The organism is Yonghaparkia sp. Soil809 (assembly GCF_001429705.1).
Classification (GTDB): domain Bacteria; phylum Actinomycetota; class Actinomycetes; order Actinomycetales; family Microbacteriaceae; genus Microcella.
The window spans coordinates 409,643-425,939 of sequence record NZ_LMSV01000001.1 but is presented as its reverse complement, the minus strand read 5'-3'; the positions used below and the strand labels follow the sequence as shown (position 1 = coordinate 425,939).

Genomic DNA, 16,297 nt, shown 5'->3' with positions numbered 1-16,297 from the left:
CGCTCCGCCCCTCATCGCGTCTCGGGTGTCTCCGCGTCCGCGTCCGCGTCGGCCTCGGCAGTCGGCTCCGGCTCCGGCTCCGGCTCCGGCTCGCTGAGCGACAGCGCCGCGAGCGCCGGAGGGAACCGCCGAGTCCCCGGCACGCGGTGCACGTCGTACACGGCGACCGGCACGAGCACGAGCGTGCGCAGGTCGAGCAGCGCGTGCAGCACGATCGCGACGACGACGCTGCCGCTCAGCACGTACGCGGCCGTCAGCAGGAGCCCGACGACGAGCGTGCCGATCACGCCCGGAACCCCCTGGTAGGCGTGCAGCGCCGCGAACAGCAGCGCCGCGAGCCCGAACGCGCTGAGCGGCTCGCCCGTCACGACGAACAGCAGCGCCGGCAGGCACAGCCGGAACAGCAGCTCCTCGACGACCCCCGCGTTGACCGCGAGCGCCGACGCCCAGCCGAGCTCCGGGCGGTTGCGGGGCAGCAGCGCCGCGATGTCGCCGATCATCACGACGCCGCCCTCGCGGCGGGCGGAGCGCACGCCCACGATCGTGAGCGCCACGGCGAGGGCGGCGGCGAGCGCGAGGACGAGCATCCCGACCGGGCTCGAGAGCCAGCCCACGACGGCCGCGACCCACCCGACCGCGCGGGCCGCCTCGAGGACCGACCCCGTGAGCGGATGCACGACCGCGGCCAGCACGATCGCCGAGCCGCCGAACAGGAGCAGCGACTCGATCAGCCAGCGCCGCATCATCGCCCGGCGCTTCGCGCTCGAGCGGTAGCGACGGAAGCGGGAGTACTCGCGGCGGTCCTTGCGGATCGCCCGCCAGATCAGCAGCGCGACGAGCCCGACCGCGATCGCGGCCGCGATGCCGCGGCTGAGCGGGTCGTCGGGGGTGAGCACGGGGCCATCCTGACAGGGAGCGGATGATCGGCTCCCGAGCGGTCGCCTCCCAGACTGCGGTGCCAGCATGAGCCGACCGCGCGCAGCGGCCAGCAGCGCGCCGATGACGGCCCCGAACCGAGGAGCGACCCCTGAGCACTGCCGACGTCGGACTCCGCTCCTCGCGCGGGCCGATCCTGCTCTCGCTCATGGTCACCACGGGCCTCGTCGCGATCGACGCGACCATCCTCGCGACCGCCGTGCCGACCCTCGTCGCCGAGCTCGGCGGGTTCGAGCAGTTCCCGTGGCTGTTCTCGATCTACCTGCTCGCCCAGGCCGTCTCGGTGCCGATCTACGCGAAGCTCAGCGACGTCGTCGGGCGCAAGCCGATCATCCTCACCGGCATCGCGCTCTTCCTCGTCGGCTCGATCCTGTGCGGCCTCGCCTGGAGCATGCCCGCCCTCATCGCCTTCCGCGCCGTGCAGGGCCTCGGCGCCGGTGCGGTCGGCCCCATGTCGATCACGATCGCAGGCGACATCTACTCCGTCGCCGAGCGCGCCAAGGTGCAGGGCTACATCGCGAGCGTGTGGGGGGCATCCGCCGTCATCGGGCCCCTGCTGGGGGGCCTGTTCGCCGAGCTCGACGCGTGGCGCTGGATCTTCCTCGTCAACGTCCCGCTGTGCGTGCTGGCGGGGTGGATGCTCATCCGCCACTTCCACGAGACCGTCGAGCGCCGCACCCACCGGGTCGACTACCTCGGCGCCGTGCTTCTCACCGCCGCACTCGCGCTGCTCCTCGTCGGAGTGCTCGAGGGAGGCCAGTCGTGGCCGTGGCTCTCGTGGCAGAGCGCGCTCGCGTTCGGAGGGGGCGGGGCGCTGCTCGTCGCGTTCGGCCTCGCCGAGCGGCGCGCATCCGAGCCCATCCTGCCGATGTGGGTATTCTCGCGGCGGCTGCTGCTCACCACGACGCTCGTGTCGACGGGCATCGGCGCGGTGCTGTTCGGGCTCACCTCGTACGTGCCCACCTACCTCGAGGGCTCGCTCGGGGTCTCGCCGCTCATCGCCGGTCTCGCGCTCGGCGCCCTCACGATCGGCTGGCCCATCTCGGCCGCGCAGTCGGGGCGGCTCTACCTGACGGTCGGATTCCGGAACACGGTGCTCATCGGCATGGTGCTCGTGATCGCGGGGCCCGTCGTGCTCGCCGCCACGGCCGGGGTGCCGTCGGTCGCCGTCGTCGCGGTCGCGTGCTTCGTCAGCGGCCTCGGCATGGGGCTCGTCGCCACGCCCTCGCTCATCGCCGCGCAGTCGAGCGTGCCCTGGAACGAGCGCGGAGTGGTCACCGGCACCAATCTCTTCGCCCGCTCGATCGGCAGCGCCGTCGGCGTCGCCATCTTCGGAGCCATCGCCAACGGCATCATCGGCCGCGAGGGCGCTCCGGCGGGGGAGGGCGTGAGCGCGGAGGCGATCATCGCGGCGTCGTCGGCCGTCTTCGCCGCGACGCTCGTCGCCGCCGTCGTCACCCTCGTCGCGGCGTCCACGATGCCGCGCACGCCCGCGCCGAAGGGCGACGAAGCGCACGCCGCGCCCGACCGCGCGGCCGCGGACGCTGCCGCGCCCGCCTGAGCTGCACCCGCCGAACTGGGTGGGCCGGCCCACCCCGCGCGCGCCCTGACGACCAAATGAAGGGCGGCGACACCTCGGCATCGGCGTGTCGCGGCGACACGCCGGGTGCGCCGCCGCGTCGTCCTGCATTTGGTATCGAGAGCCGCGAGGGGGCCGGGGAGTGGCGAGCCGATGCCAGGATGACGGCATGAGTTCGCCGACCCCCGCCGCCTCCGCCGCGCCCCCGGCCGGCACCCCGGTCGAGCCGCACCCCGCGCTCGACGCGCTCATCGGCGTGATGGCGCGGCTGCGCGCCCCCGGCGGCTGCGCGTGGGATGCCGAGCAGACCCACGAGAGCCTCACGAAGTACCTCATCGAGGAGGCGCACGAGCTCATCGAGGCGATCGAGCACGGATCCCGCGACGACCTGCTCGAGGAGCTCGGCGACGTGCTCTACCAGGTGCTCTTCCACGCCGACATCGCCGCCGCCGACTCCGACGCGCCCTTCACGATCGAGGATGTCGCCGCCCGCAGCATGCTCAAGATGGTCGGCCGCCACCCGCACGTCTTCGCCGACGTCGTCGCCGACACCGCCGACGAGGTCTCCGCCAACTGGGAGACGTGGAAGGCCGCCGAGAAGCCCACCCGCACGAGCGTGCTCGACGGGCTGCCGGGCGGACTGCCGGCGCTCGTGCGCGCCGACAAGGTGCTGAGCAAGGGCGGCGCGCTCGGCGTCGCGCCGCAGACTGCGGGGCGCGAGCGCCCTGACCTCGCCGACGAGCGGGCCCTGGGCGAGGAGCTCCTCCACCTGGTCGCGGTCGCCCGCGAGCGGGGGTGGGATGCCGAGCGCGCCCTCCGCACGGCGACGCGCGATCTGGAGGCGGGCATCCGCGCCGCCGGTTCGACGGCCGCGACCGCGACGGTGTCCGGCGAGGAATCGTCGCCATAGGCGAGTCCTCCTCGACACCGGGTGCCGTGAGTGCTTGACTCACCCCCATGACCACCCAACCCGCGATCGCGGTCGAGGGCGTCGCGCGCAGCTTCGGCGACGTGCACGCCGTGCGCGACGTGACCTTCGAGGCGCGAGCGGGCGCCGTGACGGCCCTCATCGGGCCCAACGGCTCCGGCAAGACGACGCTGCTGCTCATGCTCGCGACCCTCCTCGAGCCCGATCGCGGCTCGATCCGCATCGAGGGCCACGACCCGATCTCCGACCCCCGCGCCGTGCGGCGCGTCATGGGGTGGATGCCCGACGTGCTCGGTTCCTGGGCCACGCTGACCGTGCGCCAGACCCTCGAGACCACCGCGCGCCTGTACGAGATCGAGGCCGCGCAGGCCCGCGTCCGCGCATCCGAGCTCATCGATCTGGTGGGCCTGGAGGCGCTCGCCGACCAGCCGACGCGCGTGCTGAGCCGCGGGCAGAAGCAGCGCCTGAGCCTCGCGCGGGCCCTCGCGCACCGCCCGAGCGTGCTGCTGCTCGACGAGCCCGCGTCGGGTCTCGACCCGGCCGCGCGCATCGACCTCCGCGTCCTCGTGCGGCGGCTCGCGAGCGAGGGCGCGGCGATCCTCGTCTCGAGCCACGTGCTCGCCGAGCTCGACGAGATGGCCGACGAGGCCGTGTACATCGACGCCGGCGTCACCGCGTCGCGCGCGAGCGTCGAGGCGAGCCGCGCGACGGTGCGCGACTGGCGCATCCGCGCGCTCGACCCCGCCGCCCTGACCGCGGCGCTCGCCGAGTTGGGAATCCCCAGTTCCGGCGCCGACCATCTGGGCGTGCTCGTGCCCGTCGCGGGCGAGCCGGAGGCCGCGGCCCTGCTGGCCCGGCTCACGGCGCACGGCGTCGGCATCAGCGCGTTCGGGCCCGCGGTCGGCGACCTCGAGCACACCTTCCTCGACCTCGCGAAGGGCGGCCGCTCGTGAACCGCTGGATCATCGGCCTCGGCACGATCGCGAGCCTCGAGCTGCGCCAGCGCGTCCGCTCGGTCGCGTGGATCGTCCTGCTCAGCGTCGTCTTCGTCGTGGTCGGCGTCGTCACGCTCCTGCTGTGGCTCGCGCTCACGCAGTTCGGCGCAGGCAGCCTCGACAACGCGGCGATCTACTCGAGCATCATCTTCTTCGTGCTGCTCGTCGGCACGCTCGTCACGCCGGCGGTCTCGGGCGGTGCGATCAACGCCGAGCGCGACGCCGGCACTCTCGCGACCACGCAGGTGACGCTCGTCAGCGCGGGGCAGATCGTGCTCGGGAAGTTCCTCGCCGCCTGGACGATCGCCCTGACGTTCCTGGCGGCGAGCCTCCCGTTCATCGTCCTCGCGGTCGTCCTCGGCGGGGTGCCGTTCCTGACGATGCTCACCTCGCTCGGCGTGCTCGTGCTCGAGCTCGGCGTCGTCGCGGCGGTCGGCGTCGGTCTGTCGGGCCTGCAGACCCGCGCGCTGTTCTCGGTCGTCACGACCTACCTCGTCGTCGCTGCACTCAGCATCGGCACGCTCATCGCGTTCGGGCTCGGCGGCCTCGTCAACCAGACCGAGGTGCGCAACGTCTACATCGGGCTCGACTACTCGGGCGAGATCGACCCCGAGACGGGCATCCCCGAGGAGATCCGCTGCCTCGAGCCGGAGGTCACCACCTACCAGTCGCCGCGCTTCGACCGGGTGTGGTGGCTGCTCGCCGCGAACCCCTACATCGTGCTCGCCGACGCCTCGCCGACGACGTTCGACAGCAACGGCAACCCGGAGGACCTCTTCGGCGGCATCGGGCTCGGCATCCGTCAGGCGCAGATCGCGCCGGACGCCGAGACCGTCTACGACGAGTGCGAGAGCGCCCGCAACGGCTTCCAGGATCCGTACGACTACCCGACGCCGGAGGAGATCTACGCCTCCACGGTGCCGAGCTGGTTCGTGGGTCTGCTGATCCACGCCGGTCTCGCGGCACTCGCGCTGTGGGGCGCGGTCGCCCGCACGCGGACGCCCTCCCGACGTCTGCCGAAGGGCGCGCGCGTCGCGTGAGGCTCCAGGCGGAGCATCCGCCGCTCGCCGGGACCCCGCCGCGCGCTCTGACAGAATCGAGGCATGGCCAGCCCGGTGACCCCGCCCCGCGGGATGCGCGACTTCCTGCCCGGTGACAAGGCCCGCCGCGAGCACGTGCTCGCGCGGATCCGCGGGGTCTACCGCGCGCACGGCTTCGACGAGATCGAGACCCCTGTGATGGAGGACGCCTCGCGCCTGCATGCGGGCCTCGGCGGCGACAACGAGAAGCTCGCCTTCGCGGTCATGAGGCGGGCGCTGACGACGGATGACCTGCGCTCCGCCGCGACCGCGCTCGACCTCGCCGACCTCGGCCTGCGGTTCGACCTCACGGTGCCGCTCGCGCGCTTCTACGCGAGCAACCGCGGACAGCTGCCCGGCGTCTTCCGGGCCATCCAGATCGCGCCCGTCTGGCGCGCGGAGCGCCCGCAGAAGGGCCGGTTCCGCCAGTTCGTCCAGTGCGACATCGACATCATCGGCGAGCCGGGAGTCATCGCCGAGATCGAGCTCATCGCGGCGACGTCGAGCGCGCTCGACGCCCTCGGGATCCCCGGCTGCAGCATCCGCATCAACGACCGCCGGTTGCTCACGAGCATGCTCACGGTGCTCGGCTTCGCCCCCGAGAGCCCCGCCGAGGTGCTCATCACCCTCGACAAGCTCGACAAGATCGGCACGGCCGGCGTGCTCGCCGAGCTGCGCGAGCGCGGCCACGCGACCGACGCGATCGAGGCCCTCGCCGCGGTTCCGGCGTTCGCCGCGTTCGGGGCGGAGGCGGCGTCCGCCGCCGACGGCTCGGGGGAGCGCCGCGCGCCCGCCGCCGGCGGCGCCCTCACCGCCGAAAGCATCGCCTCGCTCCTCCCGGCCGGCGTCGACGAGGCGGCCCTGACCGACCTGGCCGCGATCGCCGCGGGCCTCGGCGACGCGGTGCCGCTCGTCTTCGACCCCTTCCTCGTGCGCGGCATGGGCTACTACACGGGCCCGATCTTCGAGGTCGCTCACCCCGAGCTCGGCTACTCGCTCGGCGGCGGCGGGCGCTACGACGGCATGATCGGCCGCTTCCTCGGCAGCGACGTGCCCGCGACGGGCTTCTCGCTCGGCTTCGAGCGGCTCATCGACCTCGTCGAGCTGCCCGAGGGCGACGGCGACGGCGACGCGGCCCTCGTCTACGACCGCGACGTGAGCGCCGCCGACCTCATGGCGCTGAAGTCGACGCTCGTCGCCGAGGGCGCCCGCGTGCGGCTCGTGAAGCGCCCGAAGAACATGAGGACGGCGCTCCACCAGCTCGCCGCCGACGGCTTCGCCCGGTTCGCGACGGTCAGCGCGAGCACCGGGGCGGATGCCTCGGCTCTCGACTGGCGGCCGCTCGAGCGCAGCGCCTGAGGCGACCGGGGCCGCGTTCCTCGCGGCGAGTAGGATTCCCTGCGGACGACCACCACCGTCGCGTCCGCACCCCCACTGGTTAGGAGACCCATTCGTGGCAGCTATCGAGGCCGTTGGAGCCCGTGAAATCCTCGACTCGCGAGGCAACCCGACCGTCGAGGTCGAGGTCCTGCTCGACGACGGAACCGTCTCGCGCGCGGCCGTGCCCTCGGGTGCGTCGACCGGTGCGTTCGAGGCCTACGAGCTGCGCGACGGCGACAAGGGCCGCTACCTGGGCAAGGGCGTGCTGAAGGCCGTCGACGCCGTCATCGACGTGCTCGGCCCGGCGATCGAGGGCCTCGAGGCCAGCGACCAGCGCCTGATCGACGGCGAGCTGCGCGCCGTCGACGGCACCGAGAACAAGTCCAAGCTCGGCGCGAACGCCATCCTCGGCGTCTCGCTCGCGGTCGCGAAGGCCGCCGCCGACTCGGCCGACCTGCCGCTCTTCCGCTACCTCGGCGGCCCCAACGCCCACGTGCTGCCGGTGCCGATGATGAACGTCATCAACGGCGGCGCGCACGCCGACACCGGGGTCGACGTGCAGGAGTTCATGATCCTCCCGATCGGCGCCGAGAGCTTCACCGAGGCCCTGCGCTGGGGCGCCGAGACGTACCACGCGCTCAAGGGCGAGCTCAAGGCCGGCGGCTTCGCCACGGGCCTCGGCGACGAGGGCGGCTTCGCCCCCGACCTCGCGGGCACGACCGCCGCGCTCGACTTCCTGCTCGCCGCGATCGAGAAGGCCGGCTTCACGCCCGGCACCGACATCGCGCTCGGCCTCGACGTCGCCGCGACCGAGTTCTACCGCGACGGCGCGTACCACTTCGAGGGCTCGCAGCGCTCGGCGACCGAGCTCGCCGCGTTCTGGGCCGACCTCGTCAAGAACTACCCGCTCGTCACGATCGAGGACCCGATGTCGGAGGACGACTGGGACGGCTGGGCCGCGCTCACGACCGAGATCGGCGGCGCCGTGCAGATCGTCGGCGACGACCTCTTCGTCACCAACCCCACGCGCCTCGCCGACGGCATCGCGCGCGGCACGGCGAACTCGCTGCTCGTGAAGGTCAACCAGATCGGCTCGCTCACCGAGACGCTCGACGCGGTCTCCCTCGCGCAGCGCAGCGGCTACACGGCCGTGCTCTCGCACCGCTCGGGCGAGACGGAGGACACCACGATCGCCGACCTCGCCGTCGCGACCAACTGCGGGCAGATCAAGACCGGTGCGCCCGCCCGCAGCGAGCGCGTGGCGAAGTACAACCAGCTGCTCCGCATCGAGGAGGAGCTGGGCGACGCCGCCGTGTACGCGGCGCGGACCGCCTTCCCGCGCTTCCGCGGCTAGTCCGTCCGCCGCGTCAGCGCTCCGGGGCCCGCCCTCTCCCTCCCGGGAGGAGGCGGGCCCCTCGCGTAGGCTGGAGGCATGGCCGGCCGCTCGCGACACCTCCCCGTCGAGCTGCCCGCCGACGCTCCGGCCTCCACCCCGTGGTTCCGCAATCTCGAGATCTCGGGCTTCACCGTCACGGTGCTCGTGCTCATCATCGGCGCCCTCGTCGTGCTCGCCCCGTCCCTGCGCATCCTCGTCGAGCAGCAGCAGGAGATCGCGGCGCTCGAGGCCCGCGTCGCCGAGCAGGAGCGCGCCGTCGAGGGTCTCTCCTCCGAGATCGACCGGTGGTCCGACCCCGCCTACATCGAGTCGCAGGCCCGCGACCGCCTCCTCTACGTCAAGCCCGGCGACATCAGCTACCTCGTGATCGACGACGGCGCGACGATCGACGTGGGCCCCGTGCAGCCGGTGAGCGACGAGATCCAGCGCACCCGCATCGACTGGAGCCGCGCCGTGCTCTCCTCCGTGCTCACCGCCGCCCTCACCGACCTCCCGGCCGTCGAGCTCGTCGGCCCCGAGACCGAGACCCCGCCCGCGACGGAGCCCGCCCCGTGAGCCGTCCGCCCTTCGACCCCGCGAGCGAGCGGGATGTCCGGATCGTCTCCGCGCAGCTGGGCCGGCCCGCGCGCGACGTCATCGGCATCCCCGCCCGCTGCGTCTGCGGCGCTCCGACGGTCGTCGCGACCGCCCCGCGGCTCGAGAGCGGCACGCCCTTCCCGACCCTGTACTACCTGACGCACCCGGCCGCGACCGCCTCCGCCTCGCGGCTCGAGGCGAGCGGCGTCATGGCCGAGTACCAGGCCGAGCTCGCCGACGACCCTGCGCTCGCCGCGGCCTACGCCCGCGCCCACGAGAGCTACCTCGCCGATCGCGCGACCTTCGGCGACGTCGACGAGATCGCGGGCATCAGCGCCGGCGGCATGCCGACGCGCGTGAAGTGCCTGCACGCCCTCATCGGCCACAGCCTGTCGGTCGGCCCCGGCATCAACCCGATCGGGGATCGCGCTCTGGCCGAGTGCGACTGGAGTCCCGAGGTGTGCGCGTGCGCCCCCGACCAGCGCGGCTCGTAGCGGCCGCGCTCCTCCTCGCCGCGATCGCCGGCGCGGCGCCCGCGGTGCCCGCCTCCGTCGCCGTCGCGGCCCCGGGCATCCTCGCCGCCGACGCCGTCCGCGACCGGCAGTACTGGCTCGACGAGTACGGGATCCGCGCGGCGTGGGCCGTGACGCGCGGGGCGGGCGTCACGATCGCGATCATCGACTCGGGGGTGGATGCGACGCATCCCGATCTGCGCGGAGCCGTCGTCGACGGCATCGACCTCTCCGGCGTCGGCTCGTCCGACGGCACGCGGCCGGTCGGAAGCGATGCTCCCGATCACGGCACGATGGTCGCCTCGCTCGCCGCCGGCCGGGGGAGCGCGCCCGGCGACGGGGTCATCGGCGCGGCCCCCGAGGCGAGCCTCCTCAGCGCCTCGCTCGCGTTCGGCCCCGAGCAGCGCGACGGCGACGCCCAGGTCGCCGAGGCCGTGCGCTGGGCCGTCGACGCGGGCGCCGACGTCATCTCGCTCTCGCTCACCCGCAACACGCTGTCATGGCCGGAGAGCTGGGACGACGCGTTCGGGTACGCCGAGGCCAACGACGTCGTCGTCATCGCCGCGGCCGGCAACCGCGGCAGCGGCACCGAGCAGGTCGGCGCGCCCGCGACCATCCCCGGCGTCGTCGCCGTCGGGGGAGTCGACCGGCGCGGTGTCGCGAGCGACACGGCGAGCGCGCAGGGCATCTCGATCGCCGTCATGGCTCCGAGCGAGCAGCTCGTCGGCGCCGTGCCCGGGGGCGGCCACGTCATCTGGCAGGGCACGAGCGGCGCGGCGCCCATCGTCGCCGGCATCGCCGCGCTCATCCGCTCGGCGCACCCCGAGGCGACCGCCGCCGACGTCGTCGCGCGCCTCATCGGCACCGCCAGACCCGTCACCGCGACCGTGCCGGACCCCCTGTACGGCTACGGGCTCGTGGATGCCGCCGCCGCCGTGCGCGCCGACCTCCCTCCCGTCGCCGAGAACCCCCTCGGCAGCCTCGCGGAGTGGATCTCGCTCAACCGACGGGCCGACGCCGAGGTGCGGAGCGTGCGCGTCGAGAGCGCGCGCGAGGCGGTCGGGCGCGCCGGGCATCCCGGACTGGGTAGGATCGGTGAGGCAGTGCGCCCCGTCGTGGCGGCCATCGCCCCCCTCGCAACCGTCGGGGCAGCCGTGCTCGGCGGCTCGCTCCTCGTCATCGCGGCCGTCTCGATCGGCGCCGCGCGATTCGTCAGGCGTGCTCGCTCGGGGTAGATTGTCCGGGTCCCTCACCACAAGGAGATCGTTCCCCCGTGCCCAGAATCCTGATCGTCGGTGGCGNCGTCGTCGTCGACCCGCTCCCCTACATGACCTACCAGCCCTTCCTGCCGGAGGTCGCCGCCGGTCAGATCGAGCCGCGGCACGCGGTCGTCTCGCTGCGCCGCCACCTCGACAGGACGCGGATCATCACGGCCAAGGTCACGGGCATCGACCACGCCGCGAAGACCGCGACCATCACGCCCGAGGCGGGCGAGCCCTGGCAGCTCGAGTACGACCACATCGTCGTCACCGCGGGCTCCGTGTCGCGCACGTTCCCCATCCCGGGCGTCGCCGACGAGGCCATCGGCATGAAGGCGATCGAGGAGGCCGTCGCCGTGCGCGACCGCCTCATCGACAACTTCGCCCGCGCCGCGCTCCTGCCGGCCGGCCCCGAGCGCGACCGCCTGCTCACGGTCGTCGTCGTCGGCGGCGGCTTCGCCGGCATCGAGACCTTCGCCGAGCTGCGCAGCCTCGCGAGCTCGCTGCTGAAGGAGTACCCGCAGCTCTCGATCGACGACACCCACTTCCACCTCATCGAGGCGATGGGCCGCATCATGCCCGAGGTGTCGCTCGAGACGAGCCAGTGGGTGCTCAAGAACCTCGCGCAGCGCGACGCGATCGTGCACCTCGACACCCAGCTCACGAGCGCCGTCGACGGCGTCATCGAGCTGTCGACGGGCGAGAGCTTCCAGAGCGACCTCATCATCTGGACGGCCGGCGTGATGGCGAACCCCGTCGTTCGCTCGACCGACCTGCCCGTCGAGGAGCGCGGCCGCATCCGCGCCCGTGCCGACCTCCGCGTCGTCGACGAGAGCGGTGCCGTCGTCGAGGGCGCCTGGACGGCCGGCGACGTCTCGGCCGTTCCCGACCTCACCGGCGGCGGCGTGGGCGGCTTCTGCGTGCCCAACGCCCAGCACGCCGTGCGCCAGGGCAAGCGCCTGGCGAAGAACCTCGTCGCGGTCCTGCGCGGGGAGGAGCCCCAGGACTACGTGCACAAGAACCTCGGCGCGGTCGCGGGCCTCGGCCTCGGCCACGGCGTCTTCCAGTCGGGCAGGATCGCGATCAAGGGCTTCCCGGCGTGGGTCGCGCACCGCGGCTACCACGGCCTCGCGATCCCGATGTGGGAGCGCAAGATCCGCGTGTTCAGCGGCTGGCTCTGGAACCTCCTCCTCGGCCGCGACAACGTCACGCTCGCCGCGCGCGAGGAGCCGCAGGAGTACTTCCAGGCCTTCGCCACGCGCCCGAAGGCGTAGTCCGCGGTTCAGGCGGGGGCGATTGACGCCCGCTCGATGACGGGCATCGGGACGAGGATCTCCCCCGACTGCGAGCGGTCGAGCAGCGCCTCGATCGCCGCGCGCCCCATCTGCTCGTGGGGGAGGGCGATGGTCGTGAGGCCGGGTCGCATGTAGGAGGCGAGCTCGTCGTTGTCGAACGACACGATGGAGACGTCCTCCGGGATGCTCAGCCCCGCCTCGGCGAGCGCCTGGCTCGCGCCGAAGGCGAGCCGGTCGTTGAGGGCGAGCACGGCGCGGATTCCTCGCCCGTGCTTCTTGATCATGCGCTTCATGACCGCGTAGCCGTTCTCGGGCTCCCACAGCCAGATCGACTCCTCGGCGAGGAACTCCATGCCGTGCTCGTGCATCGCCTCGCTGATGCCGGCGATGCGGCGCGAGACCGTCATCGAGCGGAACAGGCCCTTCTCCTTCTCGGCGTTGAATCCGAGCAGCAGGATGCCCGATCGATGCCCCGCGCGATGCAGCAGCTCGACGGCCGCTCGCCCGCCGGCCTGCTCGTCGGGGAGGATCGAGACCGGGAAGGCCTCGTTGGTCGCGTTGAGAAGCACGACCCGCGTTCCGTCCGGTACCGGCGGCACGTAGAGCTCGCGCGAGCGCATCGTCGCGAAGATGATGCCGTCGACCTGGCGGTCGAGGACGGCCTCGACGGCCTCGGCCTCGCGCTTGGGGTCTCCCGCGGTCTCGAGCACGGTCATGACGTATCCGGCGGCGTGCGAGGCATCGAGGGCGCCCTTGATGAGTCCGCTCGCGAAGCGCGTGGTGGCGACGACGTCCGAGACGAAGCCGATCGTGTGCGTGCGGTCGGTGCGCAGCCCACGGGCCGCGATGTTCGGGCGGTAGCCGAGCTCGGCCGCCGCCTTGATGACGCGGTCGTGCGCGTCCTGCGACAGCCGGGTATCGGGGCGACCGTTGAGGATCATCGATGCCGCCGACGATGAGAGGCCCGCGCGGCGGGCGACGTCGGCGAGCGTCACGCGTCTGCCGGCCATTCGGATCCTTTCCGGCGCGAGTCTAGAGTGCGCAGTGTGCACCCTGGCTTGACAACACGGTCGAGTGTATTGCTAAATGGATTTAGCAGGGCGGTGTGCCCGTGCAGGACGGCGCGGTCCCTGGCGACCGGACGCTCGTCTGATACCAAGAGTCACGACAAAGGAGTCCCCACGATGCGTTCTCACATGACGCGGCGCGCCACCCCGCGCGCAGCGATCGGGGCGTCGATCGCGTTCGCGATGCTCGCCCTCGCCGGCTGCGCTCCCGGCGCCCCCGCCGCCGACCCCGCCGAGACCGACGACGTCACCGTCAGCACGGAGCTGACCGACGAGGAGGTCGTCCTCACGATCGCCGACGAGACCGGCTTCCCGGCCACCGACGCGCTCACCGAGGAGTTCACGCGTCAGCACCCGAACGTCACGTTCGAGATCACGCGCGACACGTTCCAGAACCTCACCGCGAACGCCCCGCGCCTGCTCGCGGGCGACAACCCGCCCGACCTCATCCGCCTGCCGACGATCGGCGACACGGTGAAGGACGGCCTGCTCGCGAACCTCGACCCGTACTTCGACGCCTACGGCTGGGACGCCTGGCCGGCCTCGCAGCTCTCGCCGCTGCGCATGTCGGAGGAGGGCGTGCGCGGCTCGGGCTCGCTCTACCAGCTGGGCCTCGGCTACAGCGTCACTGGCGTGTACATGAACCTCGCGATCGCCGAGAGCCTCGGCTTCACGGAGCCCCCGACGACCATCGCCGAGATGGAGGAGATGATGGAGGCCGCCAAGGCCGCCGGCGAGCTCCCGATCATGGCCGGTGACAGCGACGGCGTCGTGAACTTCGTCGTGCAGGCGCTCATGAACCAGTACGCCGACCAGGACGAGTTCCTGAGCTGGATGTTCAACGAGCCGGGCGCGACCTACGCGACCGAGGGCAACATCCAGGGCGCCGAGAAGGTGCGCGAGTGGGCCGACGCCGGCTACTTCCCGTCCGACATCAACGCGATCGACTACTTCACGTTCGTCACGCGCTTCTCGGAGGGCGAGGGCCTGTTCACGTTCAACGGCAACTGGGCCGCGGCCGGCTACCAGGAGGCGCTCGGCGATGACGTGACCTTCTTCCTCGCCCCGCCCGCCAACGAGGGCGACCGCTTCATCGCGATGGGCGCCGCGAACTCGTTCTCGGTCGCCGCGGGCAGCGACAACATCGATGAGATCGTGTACTTCCTGAACTGGGTGCACACCGACCCGGCCGCGCGCCAGATCGTCGTCGACGTCACGGGCGCCTCGCCCGGTGGCGACCCGACCCTGCCGCTGCCCGAGGTCGAGCCCGGCTCGCTCATCGAGCGCGCGCTCGAGATGTCGGCGCAGATCGGCGCCGACAACGGCCAGGTCGACTTCATGGCCAACACGACCGCGGGCATCTACGCCGGCTCGATCATCCCCGAGTCGCAGCTGCTCGTCACCAGCCAGATCACCGGGCAGGAGTTCGTCGAGCGCGTCCAGGCGTTCTACGAGCAGGAGATCGCGGGCTGACCATGAGCGCGTTCGAGCGGCGTCCGGCCGCCTCCTCTCGCCTGGATGAGGGCGCAGCGTGATCGCGACTCGAGTCTCGAACGCACCCCGTCGGGCCGCCGCACGCGCGGCGGCCCGACGGGGTGACCTCTCGGGCTGGCTCATGCTGGTGCCGGCGCTCGCCGCCTACGGGGGGTTCGTCATCTACCCGCTCGCCACGGGCATCCAGTACTCGTTCTACGACTGGAACGGCATCGGCGTCGCCACCTGGGTCGGCCTCGACAACTACGCGCAGGTGTTCACGAACCCCGACCTGCTCGGGGCGATCCGCAACTCCTTCGTGCTCATCGCCTTCTTCACGATCATCCCCGTCGGCACGGGACTCGTGCTCGCCACGCTCATCCGCAGCATGCGCGACGGATTCGTGCTGCGGGCATCCCAGACCGTCCTCTTCCTGCCGCAGATCATCCCGCTCGCCGCGGCCGGCATCGCCTGGTCGTGGATGTACGCGCAGACCGGCGCCGTCAACCAGATCCTCAGCGGCCTCGGGCTCGGATTCATCACCCGGCCCTGGCTCGCCGACTACGGCACGGCGCTGCCCGCGGTCGGGCTCATCGGCTCGTGGGTGCTCACGGGCCTCTGCACCGTGCTTCTGCTCACCGGCATCGGCAAGATCGACCAGTCGCTCTTCGAGGCCATCCGCCTCGACGGCGCCGGATGGTGGCGCGAGTTCTTCACCATCACGCTGCCGGGCCTGCGGCAGGAGATCGCGGTGCTCGTGACGCTCACGGTCATCGCCGCGCTCAGCACCTTCGACATCATCTACACCTCGACCCAGGGCGGGCCGGGGCGCGCGACGCTCGTGCCCGGCCTGCTCATCTTCCGCATCGGATTCACGCAGAGCGACGTGGGCCTCGCCTCGGCGTTCGGCATCGTCATGATGCTGCTCGTGCTCGCCCTCGTGCTGCCGATCCAGCGCCTCTCGAGAGCGAGCGACCGTTGATCATCTCCCGCACCGAGGTCGTCCTCGGCCGTCTGCTGCTGGCCCTCGCGGTCGTTCTCACCCTCATCCCGCTCGCCAACATGCTGTCGGCGGCGCTGCAGCCGGCCGACCGCAACCCGATCGGTCTGACGTGGCCCACCGATCCGCAGTGGGGCAACTTCGTCACCGCCTTCGAGGTCGGCAACGTCTGGCGCCTCATGGGCTCGAGCGCGTTCATCGTGATCTGCGTCGTGCCCGTCGCGCTCATCATCGCGACGCTCGCGGGCTATGCGCTCGGGGGCCTGCGGGTCCGCGGGGCGCGCGGCATCCTCATCGTCTTCGTGCTCGGGCTCACCATCCCGTTCGAGGCGCTCATCATCCCGCTCTACTACCAGGCGCAGGGGCTCGGCACCCTCAACACCCAGTGGGCGGTGATCCTCCCGCTCATCGGCCTGTTCATGCCGTTCTCGGTGTTCTGGATGCGCGCCCACTTCGTGAACGTGCCGCGGGAGCTGTCGGAGGCGGCGCGCGTCGACGGCGCGACGATGTGGCAGGAGTTCTTCCGCATCCAGCTGCCGCTCGCGCTGCCCGCCGTCAGCGCGCTGACCATCCTGCTGTTCATCTGGACGTGGAACCAGTTCCTGCTGCCGGTCGTGCTCATCGCCGACCCGCTCGACCGCACGGTCGCGGGGGCGCTGACCTTCTTCCAGGGCCAGTACTACCTGAGCATCCCGCTGCTCAACGCGGGCGCGCTCCTCATCATCCTGCCGGCCATCGCGGTGTTCCTGATCTTCCAGCGCCAGTTCATCCGGGCGCTGCTGCAGGGAGCGGTCAAGGGCTGACCGCCCCGCCGCACTCCGC

Annotated in this window: 15 protein-coding genes; 13 read left to right on the top strand and 2 right to left on the bottom strand. The window is 72.3% G+C overall.

Translation table 11 applies throughout. The features are described from left to right. Positions 1 to 11 precede the first annotated feature (11 nt). The gene (locus ASG83_RS02065; RefSeq protein ID WP_055856552.1) at positions 12 to 896 is read right to left on the bottom strand and encodes a CPBP family intramembrane glutamic endopeptidase; all 885 of its coding nucleotides are present in this window, start codon (positions 894 to 896) and stop codon (positions 12 to 14) included. A 188-nt stretch (positions 897 to 1,084) separates the two neighbouring features. On the opposite strand from ASG83_RS02065, the gene ASG83_RS02060 reads away from it, so the two are divergent. The 10 genes from ASG83_RS02060 to ASG83_RS02015 form a co-directional block, all read left to right on the top strand. Continuing rightward, on the top strand, positions 1,085 to 2,497 hold the full coding sequence (locus ASG83_RS02060) for an MDR family MFS transporter (protein WP_082514876.1): 1,413 nt from the start codon (positions 1,085 to 1,087) through the stop codon (positions 2,495 to 2,497). 187 nt (positions 2,498 to 2,684) lie between these two features. Further along, the gene (locus tag ASG83_RS02055; RefSeq protein WP_055856546.1) at positions 2,685 to 3,425 is read left to right on the top strand and encodes a MazG family protein; all 741 of its coding nucleotides are present in this window, start codon (positions 2,685 to 2,687) and stop codon (positions 3,423 to 3,425) included. Positions 3,426 to 3,472: 47 nt separating this feature from the next. Next, a complete protein-coding gene (locus ASG83_RS02050; protein WP_055856543.1) occupies positions 3,473 to 4,396 on the top strand; it encodes an ABC transporter ATP-binding protein in 924 nt (307 codons plus the stop codon). After that, positions 4,393 to 5,478, top strand: a complete 1,086-nt coding sequence (locus tag ASG83_RS02045) for an ABC transporter permease (RefSeq protein WP_235451388.1) — start codon at positions 4,393 to 4,395, stop codon at positions 5,476 to 5,478. The genes ASG83_RS02050 and ASG83_RS02045 overlap by 4 nt, the downstream gene beginning before the upstream one ends. Positions 5,479 to 5,541: 63 nt before the next feature. Continuing rightward, positions 5,542 to 6,876 (top strand): histidine--tRNA ligase, encoded by a 1,335-nt coding sequence (gene hisS, locus ASG83_RS02040; protein ID WP_055856540.1) that lies wholly within the window; start codon positions 5,542 to 5,544, stop codon positions 6,874 to 6,876. A 94-nt stretch (positions 6,877 to 6,970) separates the two neighbouring features. Further along, on the top strand, positions 6,971 to 8,251 hold the full coding sequence (gene eno, locus ASG83_RS02035) for a phosphopyruvate hydratase (RefSeq protein WP_055856537.1): 1,281 nt from the start codon (positions 6,971 to 6,973) through the stop codon (positions 8,249 to 8,251). Between the two features lie 78 nt (positions 8,252 to 8,329). After that, positions 8,330 to 8,848, top strand: coding sequence for a septum formation initiator family protein (locus tag ASG83_RS02030; protein ID WP_082599013.1), 519 nt, complete (start codon positions 8,330 to 8,332; stop codon positions 8,846 to 8,848). Further along, a complete protein-coding gene (locus tag ASG83_RS02025) occupies positions 8,845 to 9,363 on the top strand; it encodes a DUF501 domain-containing protein (RefSeq protein WP_055856535.1) in 519 nt (172 codons plus the stop codon). The genes ASG83_RS02030 and ASG83_RS02025 overlap by 4 nt, the downstream gene beginning before the upstream one ends. Continuing rightward, complete coding sequence (locus ASG83_RS02020; protein ID WP_235451389.1) at positions 9,336 to 10,616, top strand: S8 family serine peptidase; 1,281 nt, start codon at positions 9,336 to 9,338, stop codon at positions 10,614 to 10,616. The genes ASG83_RS02025 and ASG83_RS02020 overlap by 28 nt, the downstream gene beginning before the upstream one ends. A 67-nt stretch (positions 10,617 to 10,683) precedes the next feature. Next, positions 10,684 to 11,914, top strand: a 1,231-nt coding sequence (locus ASG83_RS02015) for an NAD(P)/FAD-dependent oxidoreductase (RefSeq protein WP_156711002.1), incomplete at its 5' end; no start/stop codon positions are given. 8 nt (positions 11,915 to 11,922) lie between these two features. Here the strand turns inward: ASG83_RS02015 and ASG83_RS02010 are convergent. Beyond that, positions 11,923 to 12,945, bottom strand: coding sequence for a LacI family DNA-binding transcriptional regulator (locus tag ASG83_RS02010; RefSeq protein WP_055856533.1), 1,023 nt, complete (start codon positions 12,943 to 12,945; stop codon positions 11,923 to 11,925). A gap of 174 nt (positions 12,946 to 13,119) precedes the next feature. Between ASG83_RS02010 and ASG83_RS02005 the strand changes: the two genes are divergently transcribed. From ASG83_RS02005 to ASG83_RS01995, 3 genes are all read left to right on the top strand, one after another. After that, positions 13,120 to 14,475, top strand: coding sequence for an ABC transporter substrate-binding protein (locus ASG83_RS02005; RefSeq protein WP_235459989.1), 1,356 nt, complete (start codon positions 13,120 to 13,122; stop codon positions 14,473 to 14,475). 142 nt (positions 14,476 to 14,617) lie between these two features. Beyond that, entirely contained in the window at positions 14,618 to 15,457 is an 840-nt protein-coding gene (locus ASG83_RS02000; protein ID WP_055859057.1) for a carbohydrate ABC transporter permease, read from the top strand. Beyond that, positions 15,454 to 16,278 (top strand): carbohydrate ABC transporter permease, encoded by an 825-nt coding sequence (locus ASG83_RS01995; protein ID WP_055856531.1) that lies wholly within the window; start codon positions 15,454 to 15,456, stop codon positions 16,276 to 16,278. The genes ASG83_RS02000 and ASG83_RS01995 overlap by 4 nt, the downstream gene beginning before the upstream one ends. Positions 16,279 to 16,297: the final 19 nt, after the last annotated feature.

Bases quoted from the DNA above. Each gene is read 5' to 3' on its own strand.
- ASG83_RS02000 (WP_055859057.1), top strand. From the start codon at position 14,618: ATGCTGGTGCCGGCGCTCGCCGCCTACGGGGGGTTCGTCATCTACCCG.
- ASG83_RS02050 (WP_055856543.1), top strand. From the start codon at position 3,473: ATGACCACCCAACCCGCGATCGCGGTCGAGGGCGTCGCGCGCAGCTTC.
- ASG83_RS02055 (WP_055856546.1), top strand. From the start codon at position 2,685: ATGAGTTCGCCGACCCCCGCCGCCTCCGCCGCGCCCCCGGCCGGCACC.
- ASG83_RS02060 (WP_082514876.1), top strand. From the start codon at position 1,085: ATGGTCACCACGGGCCTCGTCGCGATCGACGCGACCATCCTCGCGACC.
- ASG83_RS02010 (WP_055856533.1), bottom strand. From the start codon at position 12,945: ATGGCCGGCAGACGCGTGACGCTCGCCGACGTCGCCCGCCGCGCGGGC.
- ASG83_RS02005 (WP_235459989.1), top strand. From the start codon at position 13,120: ATGCGTTCTCACATGACGCGGCGCGCCACCCCGCGCGCAGCGATCGGG.
- ASG83_RS02030 (WP_082599013.1), top strand. From the start codon at position 8,330: ATGGCCGGCCGCTCGCGACACCTCCCCGTCGAGCTGCCCGCCGACGCT.
- hisS (WP_055856540.1), top strand. From the start codon at position 5,542: ATGGCCAGCCCGGTGACCCCGCCCCGCGGGATGCGCGACTTCCTGCCC.